At 46.0% G+C, this 19,680-nt stretch carries 16 protein-coding genes and 1 tRNA gene; 16 read left to right on the top strand and 1 reads right to left on the bottom strand.

Going from position 1 to position 19,680, the window contains the following annotated elements:
• Positions 1-66: 66 nt before the first annotated feature.
• From BN5935_RS03285 to BN5935_RS03270, 4 genes are all read left to right on the top strand, one after another.
• Positions 67-1,269 carry a site-specific integrase gene (locus BN5935_RS03285; RefSeq protein WP_064974839.1) on the top strand — a complete coding sequence of 401 codons (1,203 nt, stop codon included), beginning with the start codon at positions 67-69 and terminating at the stop codon, positions 1,267-1,269.
• A 244-nt stretch (positions 1,270-1,513) separates the two neighbouring features.
• Entirely contained in the window at positions 1,514-2,446 is a 933-nt protein-coding gene (locus BN5935_RS03280; protein WP_064974838.1) for a hypothetical protein, read from the top strand.
• 183 nt (positions 2,447-2,629) lie between these two features.
• Positions 2,630-3,145, top strand: a complete 516-nt coding sequence (locus BN5935_RS03275) for a hypothetical protein (protein WP_064974837.1) — start codon at positions 2,630-2,632, stop codon at positions 3,143-3,145.
• A gap of 54 nt (positions 3,146-3,199) precedes the next feature.
• Positions 3,200-4,975 (top strand): hypothetical protein, encoded by a 1,776-nt coding sequence (locus BN5935_RS03270; protein WP_064974836.1) that lies wholly within the window; start codon positions 3,200-3,202, stop codon positions 4,973-4,975.
• Positions 4,976-5,046: 71 nt separating this feature from the next.
• On the opposite strand, the gene BN5935_RS03265 is transcribed toward BN5935_RS03270, so the two are convergent.
• Positions 5,047-5,988, bottom strand: coding sequence for a Fic family protein (locus BN5935_RS03265; RefSeq protein WP_064974835.1), 942 nt, complete (start codon positions 5,986-5,988; stop codon positions 5,047-5,049).
• 147 nt (positions 5,989-6,135) lie between these two features.
• Here BN5935_RS03265 and BN5935_RS03260 point away from each other — a divergent pair, with 147 nt between their 5' ends.
• The 12 genes from BN5935_RS03260 to BN5935_RS03205 all read left to right on the top strand — a co-directional run bounded on the left by BN5935_RS03260 (position 6,136) and on the right by BN5935_RS03205 (position 19,640).
• The gene (locus BN5935_RS03260) at positions 6,136-6,522 is read left to right on the top strand and encodes a DUF6908 domain-containing protein (RefSeq protein ID WP_064974834.1); all 387 of its coding nucleotides are present in this window, start codon (positions 6,136-6,138) and stop codon (positions 6,520-6,522) included.
• On the top strand, positions 6,519-6,794 hold the full coding sequence (locus BN5935_RS03255) for a hypothetical protein (RefSeq protein WP_064974833.1): 276 nt from the start codon (positions 6,519-6,521) through the stop codon (positions 6,792-6,794). The genes BN5935_RS03260 and BN5935_RS03255 overlap by 4 nt, the downstream gene beginning before the upstream one ends.
• A gap of 613 nt (positions 6,795-7,407) precedes the next feature.
• On the top strand, positions 7,408-9,744 hold the full coding sequence (locus BN5935_RS03250) for a PL29 family lyase N-terminal domain-containing protein (RefSeq protein ID WP_082944184.1): 2,337 nt from the start codon (positions 7,408-7,410) through the stop codon (positions 9,742-9,744).
• A gap of 53 nt (positions 9,745-9,797) precedes the next feature.
• On the top strand, positions 9,798-9,989 hold the full coding sequence (locus tag BN5935_RS03245) for a hypothetical protein (RefSeq protein WP_064974831.1): 192 nt from the start codon (positions 9,798-9,800) through the stop codon (positions 9,987-9,989).
• Between the two features lie 382 nt (positions 9,990-10,371).
• A complete protein-coding gene (locus BN5935_RS03240; RefSeq protein WP_064974830.1) occupies positions 10,372-10,605 on the top strand; it encodes a hypothetical protein in 234 nt (77 codons plus the stop codon).
• A 436-nt stretch (positions 10,606-11,041) separates the two neighbouring features.
• Positions 11,042-11,114, top strand: a tRNA-Gly gene (locus BN5935_RS03235).
• 248 nt (positions 11,115-11,362) lie between these two features.
• Entirely contained in the window at positions 11,363-12,577 is a 1,215-nt protein-coding gene (locus BN5935_RS03230) for a site-specific integrase (protein ID WP_064974829.1), read from the top strand.
• A gap of 1,283 nt (positions 12,578-13,860) precedes the next feature.
• Complete coding sequence (locus tag BN5935_RS03225) at positions 13,861-14,892, top strand: transcriptional regulator (protein ID WP_235820994.1); 1,032 nt, start codon at positions 13,861-13,863, stop codon at positions 14,890-14,892.
• A gap of 109 nt (positions 14,893-15,001) precedes the next feature.
• Positions 15,002-15,343, top strand: a complete 342-nt coding sequence (locus BN5935_RS03220) for a hypothetical protein (RefSeq protein ID WP_394330952.1) — start codon at positions 15,002-15,004, stop codon at positions 15,341-15,343.
• A 41-nt stretch (positions 15,344-15,384) separates the two neighbouring features.
• Positions 15,385-17,349: a polysaccharide biosynthesis protein gene (locus BN5935_RS03215; protein WP_064974828.1), complete on the top strand. Its 1,965-nt coding sequence runs from the start codon at positions 15,385-15,387 to the stop codon at positions 17,347-17,349.
• A 31-nt stretch (positions 17,350-17,380) separates the two neighbouring features.
• Positions 17,381-18,355 (top strand): SDR family oxidoreductase, encoded by a 975-nt coding sequence (locus tag BN5935_RS03210; protein WP_064974827.1) that lies wholly within the window; start codon positions 17,381-17,383, stop codon positions 18,353-18,355.
• Between the two features lie 25 nt (positions 18,356-18,380).
• Complete coding sequence (locus tag BN5935_RS03205) at positions 18,381-19,640, top strand: nucleotide sugar dehydrogenase (protein WP_064974826.1); 1,260 nt, start codon at positions 18,381-18,383, stop codon at positions 19,638-19,640.
• Positions 19,641-19,680 lie beyond the last annotated feature (40 nt).

Here is a 19,680-nt window from a genome sequence, read left to right as displayed (position 1 = left end):
ATTGCCTCTCCATTAAACTCCCCATTGGAGACATATCTTTTCTCCTGCATCTAACGATGCAAAACAATGATTTTCAGAGTAATACTCCGCAAGGATGTAATCTATAAGAACAACACCAGCCCTTTATGCCTGCTTTTCTTCCATGATAACCGTCGGAAATCGGTCGGTTTAGGCGTTTCGGTAGCCCGTGAATATTGGGACACAGAAGCACAAAAGGTAACGGATAATTGCCCCGATAGGGATGATATTCAGTTTCAGATAACAGCTAAAATTAAAGAATACGAGAAGAAAATCAAGAAACTGGAAGCCCTTGAAATTCCCGTAACCTTTGAAACGTTATTTGAAACGGTGGGTAAACGTATGGATTGTACGGTAGGCGATTATTTCAAGCAGATAATAGACAGGCTGGAAAAGGTCGAAAAGTATGGTTCAGCAAGTAAGCATAAGGTAACCCTTGCTCTTATGTCTCATTTCCGCTCTGTCAATATGCGCTTTGAGGAGTTGGATTTGACTTATTTAAGGGAATTTGAAATCTTCCTGCGTCAGCGTGGCAATGTCAATAACAGCCTTGCCACCAAGTTCAGCGTACTGAAAGCGGTCTATAATAAGGCTGTTTCAGAGGGTGTATTCGTGCCTAAATCGAATCCTTTTCAGCAATTCAAGGTAGGAAGCCTATGGACGAATACACGCAAACGGGCCATTACGAAAGAGGACATCCACAAACTGATTGAATTGGATTTATCGGACAGGGACTTTTATACCCAACTTGCAAAGGACATCTTTCTGTTCTCGTATTTCATGGCTGGAATCAATTTCAAAGATATTGCCCTGCTGACATACGGGGACATCGACAATGGCAGAATCTACTATGCAAGACGCAAGACAGGTAAGATGATGAACTGCTGCCTTACGGAACAGGCACAGGAGATTATCGACAAGTACCGCACCGACCAAGTGGAGGAAGATTATATCTTCCCAATCCTTGACCGCAACGTACACACGACCGAAAAGCAAATCTTGGAACGTGTTAAGAAAACGTTGAAGCACGTCAACAAACGCCTGCACGAGTTGAGTGAGGAAATCGGACTGCATACGCCACTAACGACTTATGTAGCCCGCCATACTTACGCCACAGTCTTAAAACGGTCAGGTGTTAGCGTAGCCCTCATTTCCGAATCGCTGGGACATTCCGACCTATCCACCACGCAAATCTACCTCGATAGCTTTGAGAACTCGCAGATAGATGCGGCCATGCAACATTTATTGTAGAGAGGAGCAAGGACAAACTTTGTAAAGGGGTCTAAAAGATAAACCCTTTTACAATGTCTGTCCTCACTCTCTGCTCAACCAGCATCAACAGTTCATAAAAGACAAGGACAGACTTGGACGAGGGGTCTATATTTAAGCCCCTTTGGCAATGTCTGTCCTCCTTTTCATTTAAGGATTATCTGCGTTGTGCGGGTAATCCTTTTTTTCTTTTTTCGTATATTTGGGTTATCTAACTCCTAAAATTATGGACGAGAACACAAGACTGCTCCAATACGATATGGATTGGGAAACATTCCAGCGAGTGCTGTATTACACAAAAAAGTATTATGGAATGGATGCCCCGTATTTCTATGAAGCCATTCCCTTTCAGAAAGAAGAGTTTGTAACAATCTTCTTCCGAACGGAAATATTACTTTTCGATCGTCTTTTTGATGAAGATAAAACAATCGCAAAATATATCGAACCGATATCAGACGACGAAAGAGAAATGCTCCTTTGGGTCTTTAAGTTTTTAGACTGCGCCTTTCTCCGAGCCGAGATAAAAGAACAAGCGGAAGGAGACGATTTCAGCGACCTGATGGATATAGGAGAATATTACCATCAAACCATGCGCAGAGAATTGCTGGAACTCTACCTGTTCTGTCAAGAAACGCCCGTCCGCTCCAAAATGACAAACGAAATAATTCTTACCATCAATAAAGGTGTAAAGAATTTTCACCGTAAAATCATCATTCCGAATTACAGTAATTGGATGTTGCGCTCTGCCTTATCGAATTACTGCAAAGAACATTTAGGTAACATCCATTCCGCCGAAGATGCCCGCCGCGAACTGAAACGTTATCAGAAAGCAGGCCGTACATCGTCCAATCCCATTGCCGACTGCATCATATACGGGACATATGCAATGTTCAAAGATGCCGCCAAAGATAAGAAAGCCACCAGCACAGGACTATGTAAAATCATTACCAACTACCTCTGTCATCTCGATATGATTACCGAAGACGAAGCGGTCGATGAACAGTTGGTAGCAGGACGCATTAAATATATGCTGAAAATGGATAAAAAGCCCCGCTTTACACCAATGAGCTATTCGGAAATGAATGAAGCAGAACGCGCCGAGTTAGAAAAAGCATTACGCCGCCCATTGCACAATACGCGCTTCGACGATTTGCTGTAGACTGATTTACATACCCCGATTTTAGAAAGAATAGGTAGCATTTTCGCTGCCTATTCTTTCTCTTTTTTGCCCGTAGAAAGTGGGACATTTGTGACTGTAATCAAACACGCTGGCCAGCTAAAAGGTTACGGGAGCAAGCCGAACGCCCAAGCAAGTGGAGGCAAAATAAAATTTAAATAACAAATGAATTATTCTAACATTAACGAAAAGCAGCAGGCGGCTGCCGATAATATTCAGAAAAAGGCTCGTCGCATCGTAACGATGAAATCGGGCAACAATCAGACAATGGTGCAAACCGTACAGAAAGCCGTTACACACGGAATCGACTTACTGATTTTAACTCCGCGCGTAGATGTGGCAGGAAACAAATACGCATGGGTGGGTCTGCGTAAGGGCAAGACCGAGTTACAGGGTAAAATCCTGCTCAACCCTCATGTATGGAACTACCTGCTGGCAGTCTTGCAAGGCAAGGAATTACCCGAAATCGCGGAGTATTCCGCAGAGAGCGCGAACTGCAACCAGCACGAGTGGCTGACCGAAATGGAAAAAGAAGTCAGCCAGCATACCCGCAGGCAGCGAGAAGAATATGTCGAAACCCCCAACGGCAATGGGTATCTTGTACGCAAGTACCTATTTCCCAATGGAAAAGTTATCATGCCCGCAGAGGCGATGACGGATATAACCGCAATTTTCGAATAACCAAATGTATAACAGGGGAGCGGGCTCACCGCCCGCTTCCCATAAATTTTTAAAATGATTCGTAAAGAATTAAATATCAAAAAGGGAGAGTGGCTCTCGGACGTAATTAAAGAGATTCCGACGAACACCATCCTTAACAAAACAATGACAGGTTGCGGCGCAACGACATTGGAGATTAATGCCGCCCGTAATTCCATTATCATCGAGCCGAATGTACCCGTGATCGTCGGGAAAAAGGCTCAACATTCGTTCCTCTTTGCCGTGTACGAGGGAACGAGCAAAGAGGATGTGAAAGCCTATCTCGCAGGAGAATCCGACGGTTACCGCAAGATTATCACGACGCCCGAGGGCTTCGATAAAAAGGTACTGCCTGCCATGTACGAAACAGACACCCCGATATTCGAGGATTATTTCCTGCTGTTCGACGAGTGCGAAAAAACAATACAGGATGTAGGCTACCGAGGTGACATTTACCTGCCCGTGGAGGACTTTTTCAGGTTCAAGAACAAGGCAATGGTTTCAGCAACGCCCATCATTCCCTCCGACCCGCGTTTTGCAGAGCAGGGTTTCGAAATGTTGCGTATTGTCCCGACTTACGACTATCGACAGCCGCTAACGGTTTGCATTACCAATAATACGGTCAGGGTATTGCGGATTCTGCTGGCGCGGTTCAACAGGGTGAACGAAAAAACCTGCATTTTTCTGAACTCCACAGACACCACATTGAGCCTTATTCAAACACTCAAACTGCAAGGACGGTGCAAAGTCTTTTGTAGCGAAAAAAGTGTCAAGAAACTCAAAAGACAAGATTTTTCAGAGGTGAGCGACAACCTTATGGAATTGGCCGAGGTCAATTTCTTCACCAGCCGCTTCTATTCGGCGGTGGACATCAAGTTGGACTACCAACCGAATGTCATTGTGCTGACGGACGTATTTCGCGCCCCTTATTCGATGATAGACCCGCAGACGGAGGTCGTGCAGGCTATCGGGCGGTTCCGTAACGGCGTGGCGCAGGCATACCATATAACGAATACGAGCGACAGCCTGCCCTGTATATCCCGTGAAGCGCTCAATCACCAACTGACAAGCGCCGAGAATATCTACAAGCAGGTAGCGGCCATTAAGACCGAAAACGACATAGAACGGGAAACATTATTACAAGCTATTGGTGGGATGGATTATAAAAGGTTTATTACCCGTGATGACAAGCGTAATCACTTTATGTGGGATAACGCATGGGAGGACGAGAAAATCAGCGGATATTATCAATCTCCCTCCGCATTGGAGGCGGCTTACACAGATGCGCCTTTCCATACGAAGATACACCATTACAAAGCCCCCGTTACAGACAAAGACCGTCTGCGCAGGCAATCGGGAAGATTGAACGCAAAAGAGTTGTGGCAAGAGGTAACGGCACAACTTACCAGACTGACAGAAGACAAGCCCGATGCCGAAGCATCCTATCTGATGGAGGAGTTAGGGGATGAATTCAGCGTGATGGTGAAAGCCTTCATGCAACTCGGAGCAAAACGTATCGAAACATTAGGATATGACAGACGCAAGATAGAAGCCGCATTGGGCTGTGATGCCGAAAATCGGCTGCTGACCTCCGAGAAAATGCAGCAGGCCGTTTATGGTCGATTCCATACGGACGATATTGTTCCCGTCAACGAGGTCAATACTTTTATGCGGCAGTTGATTTCCGACAACGGCATCCCGTTCGAGGGGCGAGTGGATCGAAAGGTCATCGGCTTATTCTTCGAACTGGAGGACTGCAAGCAGGGAGGAGTAAGGGCCTTTAAGTTCGGACGGAAGAAGTTCGAGTTTTAGAGACTGATAGACAGAGGACAGACATTGACAAGGGGTCTATAATTCATACCCCTTGACAATGTTTGTCCTTGTCATTTTTTCTTACAGACAACCCACTCTCCGAAACGGGTAGCCCCAACCCTTTGGAGAATACCCGATTTGGTAAGTTTTTGCAGGTGATATTTAACCCCATCGGGAGAAATACCGACAATCAGCGACAATTCGTTCCGAGTAATTTTAGGATTCTTCTGAATTTCCGAGAGAATAATCTCTTGGGTAGATATTCGGGTAGGCTCTTGGGCAGTCAATGTTTCCGCGATTACCCCTAAAATAAACTCGACGAAAGGTGTGCATCCCTCTTTACCACCACTTATGGCAATCGCTCGGTAATACTCCTTTTGATACTTATATACGATATTCTCAATAGGCAGATTCTTAAAGATAGGCCGCCACTTGCTCAAAATCAAGGTCTGCCACAATCGTCCCGTGCGACCGTTGCCGTCCGCGAACGGATGGATAAACTCGAACTCATAATGAAAGATGCAACTTGCGATCAACGGGTGTTCATCCGTGGTGCACAACCACTCAAACAAATTGTTTACGAGAAACGGCACACGTTCGGCATCGGGCGCATAATGGATAACCGTTTTCCCCGACACCACACCCGCACCGCCTTTGCGGAAACAACCGATTTCGTCGATCAACCCCGCCTCCATCGTGGCGTGCGCCTTTAACAGATCATCGACTTTACAGGGGTCGAGCGTGTCAAGCAACTCATACGCTTTAAGGGCGTTGCGCACCTCCTGCACCTCGTTAATAGAAGCAACGACGGGTTTTCCCTCCAATACAGCCGTGACCTGCTCCGTCGAAAGCGTGTTGCCCTCGATAGCCAGCGTCCCGTGAATCGTCTTGATCCGATTAACCCGATGCAAGCGCAGATTTTCATGCGCATAGTAGCTGCCGATTGTTTCGCTGATCTGTGCAACCAAATTCGTAATCTTCGGTGTAATCGTATATGGCGGCTTATAGGACATGGCAGAATTTCATTTTGCACAAAGATAGGAATTATTTTCTTTTGGGTAGCCTATTGGGTAAATTATTGGGTAGGGTATCTCCCCTGCACATCCAGTTACTCCATACTAAAGCCCCTCCCTATTGTCGAATGTAAAACCTTTTCAGATATGAAAACACTTGACAGGAGAGCCGCGGAGATTTTCCGCAGCATGTTAGCTTTACAGACAACCAAAATCGACAACTCGGACGGTACTTATATGCCCGTCCACATCGAACTGATCGGCCGTATCGACAAGTACGACTTTTTTTCGCTGGCTCATTACGGACAGCAGAACGGCGATGCCATGCGCGACCCTGAAATGCTATTTGCCCTGCACAATGAAACTCGGCAATTCATTCCGTACTATTATCGTAACGATTATTGCGGCATCGAGGAAAACAGCGTCAGATGGTCGGAAGATGGAATAGCGTTGAACCCTCGCTTGCAGGCCAGCCACACAACCTTTGCTAATCAATGGTTACGCAACATAGCCGCACAACAAGGAATCCAATGACAGCACAGCGATTGGTGGAGAACTGCGTATTGACGAATCAAACCGCAGTCGTGGATGAAATGCTGAACAAGCATCTGCTTCCCGAAGAATATATCTATCCCTTTGTGGGTGATGTGATGGAATGGTGGCTTATCGACAGTTGGTTGGCCGAACGTCTGAAACGGGAGGGAGAGGTTATTATCGAAGAATACGGTTGCTGTTGGTGGGGAAGATTAGCCTGCGGACAGGCTATCTGTATGGACAGCGTGATACGGAAAATTGCAGGAGAGTAAAACTACATCCGTATTTCTATTTATTGAAACCTATAAATTACAGAAATTAGGGGTATTGTAATCTCGACAAGATTTTACTACCCCTAATTTTCGTTTTCGTGCTGGCATATTCTCGATAATTGAGGGTTGGAATGATTTGCAATTCCCGATTAAAGGGAATATGTCGGCTTGTTCTGTATAACGGAATATCCCAACCAATGAAGAACTTTTTAGAATGTCAATCTTGATTTTCTGAAACTTTAATCCGAAATTTGAATCTACAATACCCCGCTTGAGTGTTGCGTATTGAGAAACATTTTCTAATTTTGTGGCATCGACCCATACGGGCGATAACATATTAGTTTAGTGAAAGTGTTTCGCTAATCCTTGTACCGAAATCTGACAGTTTCTACAAAGACGAGGATAACGACAACGCTCATCACCGCATATAGGCATATATCATCTGATATATTCTATTCGGTGTGGGGTATTGTTTCTTATTCGTCTTTGGGTTTTGTCAGAACCTCGGTACAGATAACGAACAACTCCACACTTTCTTTTTGCATATAACCCACCGCAGTAGGAGTTGATACGGTAAAACGTGCGTCACTTGTTTTACTTAAATATTATCGTTATGAAAAAACTATTGACCTTTGCCGCATTACTTGCGGTGGTTGCGCTCACATCGTGCAAATACGATGATGATGACATTTGGAACAGCGTTCACGGATTGGAAAACCGTGTCGCAAAATTAGAGGAACTCTGCAAGCAGATGAACACCAACATTTCATCGTTGCAGACTATCGTAACAGCATTACAGAATAACGACTATGTTACGGGGACTACACCCCTTATGAAAGACGGTAAGGAAATCGGTTATACGATTACGTTCAGCAAAGGCAATCCGATTACCATTTACCACGGTAAAGACGGGCAGGACGGTGAAGATGGAACGAACGGCAAAGACGGAACAACTCCCGCTATCGGTGTCAAACAAGATGCGGATGGCGTTTATTATTGGACTTTGAACGGCGACTGGCTGACCAACGAAAACGGCGATAAGATTAAAGCCGAAGGGACAGACGGTAAAGACGGCGCAGATGGTTCAGATGGAACGGACGGCGTTACTCCCAAACTCGAAATCCGAGAGGACTATTGGTGGATTTCCTACGATAACGGAACAAATTGGACACAGTTAGGCAAGGCCACGGGTGAAGATGGTAAAGACGGAGAGGACGGCATTGGTGGAGATTCGATGTTTACAAAAGTGGATTATAAAACCAGTACCGATTATGTAATCTTTACATTGGCTGACGGTACGCAAATCAAACTGCCTACATGGTCTGCTTTTGAAGCCTTACAGCGTCTTTGCAACGAAACGAACACCAACCTTTCAGCATTGCAGACGATTGTCACAGCACTCCAAAATAACGATTATATCACGAGTGTAGACCCGCTGACCGAGAACGGCAAGGTGGTAGGCTATACGATTAAGTTTGCCAAAAGTAATCCGATTGTAATTTACAACGGCAAAGACGGTGCGGATGGCGTCGATGGAAACACTCCCGTTATCGGCGTGAAGAAAGACGGGGATGGCATCTATTATTGGACGCTGGACGGTGAATTTATCATTGTGGACGGACAAAAAATCAAGGCACAGGGGACAGATGGCAGCGACGGTTCGGATGGAACAGACGGTGTTACTCCTAAACTCGAAATTCGTGACGGCTATTGGTACATTTCCTATGACAACGGAACGAACTGGACACAGTTGGGCAAGGCTACAGGGGAAGATGGAACAGATGGCAAAGACGGTGACAGTATCAAAATTACGCAGGACGAAAACAATGTTTATTTTGAACTGGCGGATGGAACGATAATCACTATTTCAAAAACGGGGCAATCGGTAGACTCAAATATAATTCAATTTGAAGATGCAAATGTAAAGGCTATCTGCATTGCTAATTGGGATGCAAATGGAGATGGAGAACTGTCATACGAAGAAGCCGCAACCGTAACAACAATTGGTACAGAGTTTAAAGGGAAAGGGATATTTTCATTTAATGAACTGCAATATTTTACGGGTATGATCTCAATTCCAGACAATGCCTTCAGCCAGTGTAAAGAGTTATTATCAATAAAATTACCCAATAGCATTATTTCAATTGGAAAAAAGGCATTTTATTATTGCGAATCTCTTGGAAAAATACATATTCCTGCAAATATAGAATCTATTGGCAACAGTGCATTTGAATTATGTATGCAATTAACGGACTTAACATTTGATAAAGGTTCCAAATTAAAAGCAATTACAGGAAGTTATGAAGAAAGCACATCTGTTGGAATCGCTAATTGCAATGGAACTTTTATGTCTTGTAAAAATTTATCCACAATTGAAATTCCTGCAAGTGTAGAAGTAATTGATGCCTGTGCATTTCGCAATTGCAAGAAATTGACATCTATAACATTTGAAAAAGGTTCCAAATTAACACGATTAGGAGGTGGATATATAGAGGGTTTTTGTTATGGATGTTTTGCACATTGTTCTGCGTTAATTTCTATTGACATTCCAGCCAGTGTAAAAGTTATAGATGCGGGAGCATTTTATGAATGTACATCCCTTACGGATGTTTTTGTTGAAAGTGGTTCACAGTTGCAAATTATTAATGGAGGAACAGATTTTGGAAATATACGAATGTATTATGGAGCATTTTCAAAATGTACTGCATTACAAAGATTTGACGCCCAAAATTGCACCCAAATTGCGACTATTGGAGAAGCGGCTTTTTATGACTGCAATAATTTAACACTATTTAAGATTGGAACGAAAATACCTCCGACATGTGGCAATAATGCATTCTCCCTCATAAATTCTAATTCTGTACTTAAAGTAGCGTCAGAAAATATTGACGCATATAAAAATGCAACTGAATGGAACCGTTTTACAAGCATTACAGGATTGGATGAATAAATGTTAAACATTAGTCTGCGATATTTAGGTATCGCAAAGGTATATTATTGAATATGATTCAGTCAATTAAGATGGTCTTTGATACCAGCCGTATTTCAACTCAAAAAATTAGAGAAATTATTGAAGAATTAACAAAATTGGGAGTATATGATTCTCAAACAGGCATGATTTCGTATGACAATGATGATAAAGTTTTAGAGCAAAAGATAATTGTAATTCTTGATAATATTGGAATAAAGCATTGATTGATATTTTTAGGACAGACTTGTGCAAAAGGGTTAACTTATAGACCCTCTGCACAAGTTTGTCCTTTCTTTTTTACTTGCACAAGTCACAAATTTTTCGTATATTTATATCATAATCAAACATATAATAACAATATAAATTTTAGCTAAAATGAAAAGAAAAACACCGAGTGTTGATTGAAAAACAGGCACGGAGACTATCGACGATATTCAACTATCGTATATCTCCAAAGGCGTATCTTATGATAATGAACACGGTATTTGCCTGTTCGTAGGGCGTAGAACCGATGACCCCACACCACGAGAGTTCCACTATATCTTTGAACTCGACATCGACCCCACAAAAGATATGACTATCCGCTTTCAAAAGCGAGGTCGTTATATGGCAGGATTCTCCTATCAACTGAATCCAAAAATCGTAGAGGAGGGTTGTCTCGCCATTGTATTATCCAACATCGTAGATATTCCCAAGTCCCATTGTACGCTGAATATCTTTGAAGCCCATATCAAGAGCGATACGGTTGTATTCGACTATACAGCAACAGATGGAACGCAAAAAGATTTCAAATTCCCGTTAGCGGGGTTCAATGAAAAGTATTTGGAGCAATTCATATAAAGATATATCCTCGGCCATGCGGTCGGGGATTTTTCTTTATAGAAATCAAAGCTACTGAAAACTGATAAAAACGGGAAAGCGGCGAGAGGGGAAAATTTTGCGCCGATTTTCTGTTAGCAGAGCAAGGACAGACTTTGCGAAAGGGGTATATTTATAGTCCCCTTTGCAAAGTTTGTCCTCGCTTTTTCTGAACCGAGGTTGGGGTCGGTTAGACTCTCACAGTCACTTCAATTTATTAACAATTAACACATTATGCGATTATGAAAACGTACTACACATTAGACTATGGATAGTCAATAGTCTAACGCAATGACAATTAGAAACTTATAACACAATTTTATTAACTTGCAGGAGGTGAAAATACTCTCCATTGGGTCTCCATTGAGGTAAAAAATGGCTATTTCTACACTTGTAAATGATTGATTATTTGCAAATTGCGGAAATAGCTCAGTTGGTAGAGCGCAACCTTGCCAAGGTTGAGGTCGCGGGTCCGAGTCCCGTTTTCCGCTCTGGAGACCTTTGAAAAAGGCGCAGATTAAAGCAGAAAACCTTATGTATCAATGATATGTAAGGTTTTTTCGTTTTTAGGCCCTGCGAAAAGATGCATTTGAAAGCAGGTTTGTACGACCCAATTCGTGACCTGTTTTCACCCGGACAAAAACAGGTCACGAATTACGCATAATGCGCTGTTTTGCATTGTTTTACGCTGCAATATTTCTATGCTGCATACGTTTAACCATTCCAAACCCATGCAGCCATGCACAGAACGACATTCAACGTGATTTTCTTCTGCAAGAAGACCAAAGTAACGAAAAAGGGCAAAGCGCCCATTTACGCCCGCATCACGACCTCCGGCCGTGCGACCGAAGTCCACACCCAGTGCCAGATCGAACCGGAACGCTGGAACCAGCGTCTCGAACGCTCGCTTTACAAAGACGAGATAGACCAGCGAATCAACAGCATTATCGCCAGCTACCGGGCCAATATTCTCGCGGCCTATGACCAACTCCTCAAAGAGAATAAAACTCCGGACTGCTTTTCGATCAAACAACGGCTAATCAGCTCCTCCGGTTCGCGGATGTTCCTGTCCGAATTTTCAAAGTACTGCGACAAACGGCAGAAGGAGGTCGGGACCCGCATCACCCAGCTTACGGCAAACAAGTACCACCGGCTGCTGCGCTACCTGACCGAATATACCAAACAACAGTACCGCAAAGACGACCTGCCGCTGGATATGATCGGCTACGAATATATCGACGGTCTGAATACCTTTATGCAAACAGCACACAACTGCAAGAACAACGGTGCGGTCAACCTGTTGTGCTGTCTGAAAAACTTTATCCTTTATGCGATAAGAAACGAATGGATCGAAAAGAATCCGTTCCGGTACTATAAGATGAAGGTGGACCGGACGAACGTCAAGGTTCCGCTGACGAAAGAGGAACTGGATACCTTATTGAAAAATCCGATGCCCAACGACAGATTGGACCGCATCCGGGACGTATTCTGTTTCTGCGCCCTGACAGGCCTGGCCTTTACGGATGCGGACCACTTGCAGCGGGAGCATATCACCACGGACGAGCAGGGAATGCAATGGATTCACAAGCCCCGAGAAAAAACGTCGGTGATGAGTAGGGTGCCGTTGCTGCCGCAGGCCGTCCGGATTCTGCAAAAATACGAGTCCGACGAAACCTGCAAATCCCGGGGCAAACTATTGCCCGTTCCCTCCAACTCAAAGATGAATGCCTACTTGAAGGAACTGGCCGGGATATGCAATATCCCGAAAAATTTGACGACACACTGCGCCCGTCATACGTTCGCTACGCTGGCGATTGAATACGGCATGCCGATCGACATCATCGCCAAGATTCTGGGCCATACGAATACGAACATGACGCGAAGGTATGCGAAAATCTCGGAAGCGAACATCAGTCGGGAGATGCGAAAGATCGGGGAGGTGCTGACGGCATAATACCAACAACGAACGATTGAATCGGCAGCAGCGGCAAAGAGCTATGATGGCTCTTTGCCGCTGCTGCTGTTTTTATTCGGAGATATCCTGATATCTATATTTCTGGACATATTGGAATAAATATTTCTGGAATTCAATATTTCAAGAAATCTGGAAATCTTTGGATAGAGAATTATTTTTATGAATGGCCATCCATCTATTGATTGAACCAGTGATTTGCATCAATTCCGTTGCAAGGTAATACGGCTTTTATTTCCTGATTCCAAGTGCCCTCCCCGGGCCGTCTATGGCCGGTAACGATGCTTTTTAGTCTTTGAAAATCATCGTAATATTGCATCGGGAAACTCCCCGGCGCCAGAACTCCCGCCAGCCACTTATCAGAATCTTCGATCCGGATTTTCGGCGGCGGGTCTTTACCCTCATCAGAGGGTAGCGAGGTGTACCTTTGTCCGACAAACTGCGTTTTGTCCGACAAAGGTCCTCGCTGTGCGAGGCCGGATGTGGCGTTCCCAAGTCACGCCACTTTAACTACCAACGAACGCGAGAACTGAAAACTCTCAGCATTGAGATTCGGAATCTTGCAAAACAAGCTACGGAATGGCTGAAATGATTTTTGCGACATTCGCAGTGTAATTGGGAACAATAAATCTGCCAACAAGAATATATGGTCTCTTTGTAAGAGACCATAACCGACATTAAATCCCTGAACGTCTGCCGTATGTGCTGGATGTATATTCATAGATATTGCAAACAAGCCTCCCTAATTAGAAAATTTACGATCAGCNTGCAAATTAATCATTTACGTCTGATAACCAACCGGCAGATTCTGCAAAATGTCCTACGAATCGCACCTTACCGCTGATCGTAAATTTTCTAATTAGGGAGGCTTGTTTGCAATATCTATGAATATACATCCAGCACATACGGCAGACGTTCAGGGATTTAATGTCGCATATGGTCTCTTACAAAGAAACCATATATGAAGTTGCGTTTTCCTCCTTAAAAACAAAGAGGTATTTTTTAAGTTGCGAGACAGGGTCAAATGATGGGAACACGAATTTGACCTTGTTTATTTTAGAAAAAGAAGAGGATAGTGAAATTTTCAGAATTCTCTTTAGTGCGGCGTCTAATCTATTGTATATCAGTGCATTCAACAACAGCACCGGTATGGCTTTGAATTGTCTATGAGAAAGGGTGAATCACCGATACAATCGGTGAAAATCGATTCTCGCTCCTTCGAAAGGTCCAAATTCGTTTCTGCTGTTCCGACATCTTCGGATCGCATGAGGGATATTCATGTCGTCAGGTGGTATGTGATGGTGCTTCCCTCCTGCCACAAAGGTCCGGCAAAAGGGTTGCAAGAGGAACTCAAACGCCGCCGCAGAAACGGAGAGCCATTATTCGAGTATTTCGCACCTTCGTATGTGGAGGTGAAAAAGCAAGACGGCGGGTTTGTCGAAACCCGTCGCCCGTTGCTGTATAACTATGTATTCGTCCACGCCTCGGAATACGAGATTTACCGGATGAAACAATGGCTGCCCCAATACAATTTCCTGCCCCGCATTAAAGACGGAAAACACGAATATCATCCCTATCTCTCCGAGGACGCGATGAGGAACCTGCAATGGATAGCCGATTCATACTCCAATGTGGTCCCCGTCTATACGCCGAAACCGGAGCGACTTATCAAAGGTGACCGAATACGCATCACCGAAGGACAGTTCAAAGGAGCCGAAGCCAGCGTTATTATCCAACCCGGCGCCGGAAAGCGGGATATCATGGTCTGCGTGGAGAACTACATGTGGATTCCGTTACTGCGTGTACAACCCGGCCAATATGAGGTCATCGCCCTGAACGACGACGGCAAACACGTCTACACCCGGCTGGAAAACGATCGTCTGCTTTTAAAACTACACGAGGCATTAGGGCGTTTCTACCATCAGGAAGGCGGAGCAACCGAAGCCGACCGCAAACTGGCCGCCGAAACAGTGAAACAATACGGCAGTCTGCGCATGGATTCCGACATCATGCGCAGTAAACTCTACGCATTGCTGCTCCCGGCTCATACGATATTGGGCAATCGTGAGGAAACCGAAAAACTGATCGGGACCCTTCAGTCGATGCTCCCGCTCATCAAGGCGGAACAATCCCGCGCCTTGCTTCTCACCACGCTTTACGGATGCACGAACAGTTGCCTGTACCACACCCAAGCGCATGAGATCATCGACAAGTGGCGGCAGGAAGAAAATCCCAAAAAGAGCAAAGCCCAACTTATCCAGCGTTTGGACGACTATGACCGCTGGCTGGGGCACTGACACTGATACCTTCCGCAGCAATATCCAATCTATGAAAAGCACCGAAACAGCCGGAATCTCGGACAGACAACAGCCTGCCGGAAACGCAAGTTCGCCGGGAGTAAGCCTGATGGATTTTCTGTCGACTCATCAGGCAGAAATCTTGAACCGGGAAAAGGACAACCAGCGGTTTGCCCATTTATACGGATTCGGAAATTACTGGGTGGCCTTCGAGCACTCGGCCTATCAGCTATGCCGGTTATTTCCCCGAAGCGAAACTTCCGTCATACGTTTCATTACCTATCCATTCCCCGTCGTGATGGCCGCAGTCACAGACGCTGAACTGCGCGCTTATTCCCGCCGTCATATCCTGCGGATTGCTGAACCGGACTACCGAGTGCTGACAACGGAAGAACTCCCGCCCGAGCGTTATCGGGAATGGCATAGGGTAGAGGTGGAAGAACTGACATAACCGACTGCTGAATTTTAGAGACCTAATTTTACGCGCCTCACATGATTTATCACTTCCTATCGCGTATCGGAGTTGAGAAATACCTTTCTTCCCGATACTTCTCCTCGTGGTTAATCCTGGGTATCGATGCCCTCCTTTCGGTTTTCGCCACCTTCATTGCGTACCTGTTGGTGCGTGGTCTTTTCCCCAATCCTGTTTTTACGGTCGAATACGGAGCCTGTCTTCTGGCTGGCTCATGCTTACTCAGCGTTATTTCGTTCGTCCTTTTCCGTACATTCCGGAGCATCATCCGCCACTCGACCTTACGCGAGGTGTGGAAACTCGGCGCCGCGGTTCTGCTGAAAGACGCGCTGATGTTCGGATATGTCCTCATGCTGCCTCAGAGTCCGGCTCCATCGATGGCCGCTGTTGCCATGGGCTTCTTATTGGATGTCTTGGTGACTCTGTTCCTTTTGCTGGGCCTGCGCCTCTGCATGATCGTCATCTACGATCTGCTCAAATTGAAATCCGTCCGACGTAACAGTTGTCAGCGGGTGCTGGTCTACGGCACGGGCGACAAGTCGGTGTCGCTGGTTCCGCGGTTGCAGAACTCGCCTCACTACCGGGTAGCGGGTTTCCTGACATACGGCAAGCGTCTGCGCAATCATACGGTCGCAGACTGTCCGGTCTACTATTTCGAGGATGCCGGAAGCGTGGAGTACCTGCGCGACCGCTTCGATATCGATGCCGTACTGTTCGCCACGAACGACGATGCACAGGAGGAGCAGGAACGCCTGATCAATTACTGCGCAGAAAAAGGCGTCAAGGTGCTGATATCGCCGCCGATCGACGAGGTTATCGACGGTAAGATCATGAAGCAGTCGATCCGCGAGATCAAGATCGAAGACCTGCTGGGCCGCCCCGAAATCAAGATCTCGATGGAGGAGATCATCGCCAATTTCCGAGGCAAGACCATTCTTGTAACCGGCGCCGCCGGGTCTATCGGCTCGGAACTATGCCGACAGTTGGCAACGTTCGGTATCCGGGAACTTATTCTGTATGATAATGGTGAGACCCCGATGCACAACCTGCGTCTGGAGCTGGAAGAACGCTATCCGGAGTTGAAATTCATTCCGGTTATCGGTGACGTGCGAATCCCGGCGCGTCTGGACTTTGCATTCCGGACTTACCGTCCTCAAGTGGTATTCCATGCCGCGGCTTACAAGCACGTCCCGTTGATGGAGGAAAATCCCTGCGAAGCGGTGCTGGTGAATGTTGCCGGATCGCGCAACGTGGCGGACAAGTGTATCGAGTATGATGTGGAGAAGATGGTGATGATCTCGACGGACAAGGCCGTGAACCCGACGAATGTGATGGGTTGCACGAAACGCCTTGCGGAAATCTATGTGCAGTCGCTGGGGCTGTCGATCGAACAGGGGACGATGAAGGGCAAGACGAAATTCGTGACGACGCGCTTCGGAAACGTGCTGGGTTCGAACGGCTCGGTGATCCCTCGTTTCCGGGAGCAGATCGCCAAAGGTGGCCCGGTGACGGTTACACATCCCGATATCACGCGCTTCTTCATGACGATTCCGGAGGCCTGCCGGTTGGTGATGGAGGCAGCTACGATGTCGACGGGCAACCAGATCTTCGTTTTCGACATGGGCGAATCGGTGAAGATTGCCCATCTGGCCCGTCGGATGATCGAGTTGGCGGGTTTCGAACCGGATAAGGACATCAAGATCGAATACACGGGTCTGCGGCCGGGTGAGAAACTCTACGAGGAAGTACTTTCGAATAAAGAGAATACAGAACCGACACTTCACGACCGTATCCGGATCGCAAAAGTTCGGGAGTATGATTACCGGGAGGCATGTGAGGTAGCCGAGGAACTGGAAAGCCTCTCCCGTTCGGTCTGTATCCCCGATATGATACGGCTCATGAAGAGGACTGTTCCAGAGTTTAAGTCGAAGAATTCCAAATATGAAATATACGACCGCGAAGAGGTGCGGATCGAAGCTCAATGAAAATAAATCGGAAACGATTCAAAACATCATTATGAATAAAGTATTAGTTACCGGCGGAGCCGGTTTCATCGGCTCCAACCTGTGCGAAGCCTTGCTGCAAAGAGGCGACCATGTGGTTTGCCTGGACAATTTCGCCACAGGGCACATGGAAAATCTCATTCCGCTGATCGAAAGCTACCCTGACCGTTTCAAATTGATCGTCGGCGACATCCGCAAGATTGAAGATTGTCGTAAAGCCGTGGAAGGGGTCGAATATGTATTACATGAAGCGGCTTTGGGTTCTGTGCCGCGTTCCATCAAAGACCCTGTCACCACGAATGAAGTCAACATCAGCGGCTTTTTGAACATGATCGTGGCCGCACGCGACGCCGGAGTGCGCCGGTTCGTATTTGCAGCCTCGTCGTCGACCTACGGCGATTCGAAGAGTCTTCCCAAAGTGGAGGATGTGATCGGCAAACCGCTTTCTCCGTATGCGATAACCAAATATGTGGATGAACTTTATGCTGATGTGTTCGCCCGCACCTACGAAGGGTTCGAATACATAGGCCTGCGCTATTTCAACGTGTTCGGTCGTCGGCAGGATCCCAATGGCGCCTATGCTGCGGTCATTCCGCTTTTCGTCAAGAAGTTCCTCAACCACGAAGCACCCAACATCAACGGCGACGGCGAATATTCCCGCGACTTTACCTACATCGACAACGTCATTCAGATGAACCTCCGCGCCATTGACACGACCAACCCCGCAGCGGTAAACCAGATCTACAACACGGCGTTTGGGGAGCGCACAACACTCAATCAACTGGTCGATTACCTGAAGGAATTTCTCTCGGAATACGATCCGGCGATCGGACGGATCGAACCCACACACGGGCCTAACCGCTCGGGAGACATCCCGCACTCGCTGGCGTCGATCGACAAAGCGCGCCGCCTATTGGAATACAATCCACAATTCTCCATGCGCGACGGCCTGAAAGAGGCGGTCGAATGGTATCGTGAAAATCTGTAAAACAAAATAAACTCAACATAGAACAATGAAAGAAGTAAAGATTTGCGTAATCGGGCTCGGTTATGTGGGCTTGCCATTGGCTCGCCTTTTCTCCACGAAGTATAAAACCGTTGGTTTCGATATGAATCAGAAGCGCGTTGATGCGCTGATGGCAGGTCATGACGCAACGCTGGAGGTTTCAGATGAATTGTTGCAATCCGCTATTAACAACGGTTTTGTTTGTACCTCAAATATTGATGATATCAGAGATTGCAATTTTTATGTGGTTGCAGTTCCCACTCCTGTCGATGAGAACAACAATCCGGACCTGACACCCCTCTACGGGGCAAGTACGACGGTCGGGAAGGTGATTTCGAAAGGCGATGTCGTGGTTTACGAATCGACCGTCTATCCGGGTGTTACGGAGGATGAGTGCATTCCGGTGGTTGAAAAGGTCTCCGGGCTGAAATTCAATGAAGACTTTTTTGCCGGTTATTCTCCGGAGCGCATCAATCCGGGCGACAAGGAACATACAGTTGAAAAAATCAAAAAGGTGACGTCAGGTTCTACACCCGAAATCGGGCAATTTGTGAATGATGTATATGCTTCGGTGATCACTGCCGGCACACACCTGGCTCCGACAATCAAAGTTGCAGAAGCTGCAAAAGTGATAGAGAACTCACAGCGTGATATTAACATCGCTTTCGTGAATGAACTTTCAAAAATTTTCACTTGCATGGGTATTAATACCCAAGATGTATTAGAGGCAGCCTCTACAAAATGGAATTTTCTGCCATTCAAGCCGGGATTGGTAGGTGGTCATTGCATCGGAGTAGATCCCTATTATCTGGCACAGTGCGCACAGCGCCACGGTTATAACCCAGAGATCATTCTGGCCGGTCGCCGCATGAATGACGGAATGGGGGCTTACGTCGCGAACCAAGTCATTAAGCTAATGTTAAAGAAGGGGATTCAGGTTTTAAACTCTGAAATTCTGATTATGGGATTCACGTTCAAAGAAAACTGCCCTGATGTACGCAATACTAAAGTAATAGATATTTACAAAGCGCTCAAAGAATATAATGTGAACATTACGGTCTATGATCCTTGGGCCAATCCAATAGTCGCTAAGCTTGAATACAATATTGATATTGTTAGCGAACTTCCCATGAATAAATTCGATGCAACAATTATGGCTGTGGCACATAACGAATTTCAAGATTTGAATATTGACCAAATTAGAAAAGATCGCAATGTAATTTATGATGTGAAGTGGTTGCTTAAAGAGGCTGATGGCAGATTGTAACTATTTAAACAAGTCATGTTATGTGTAATCATAATATGAC

This window comes from Alistipes provencensis (assembly GCF_900083545.1).
GTDB classification, from domain to species: Bacteria; Bacteroidota; Bacteroidia; order Bacteroidales; family Rikenellaceae; genus Alistipes; species Alistipes provencensis.
Note: the sequence above shows the minus strand (reverse complement) of the source record. Positions and strands in the feature narration are given on the sequence as shown.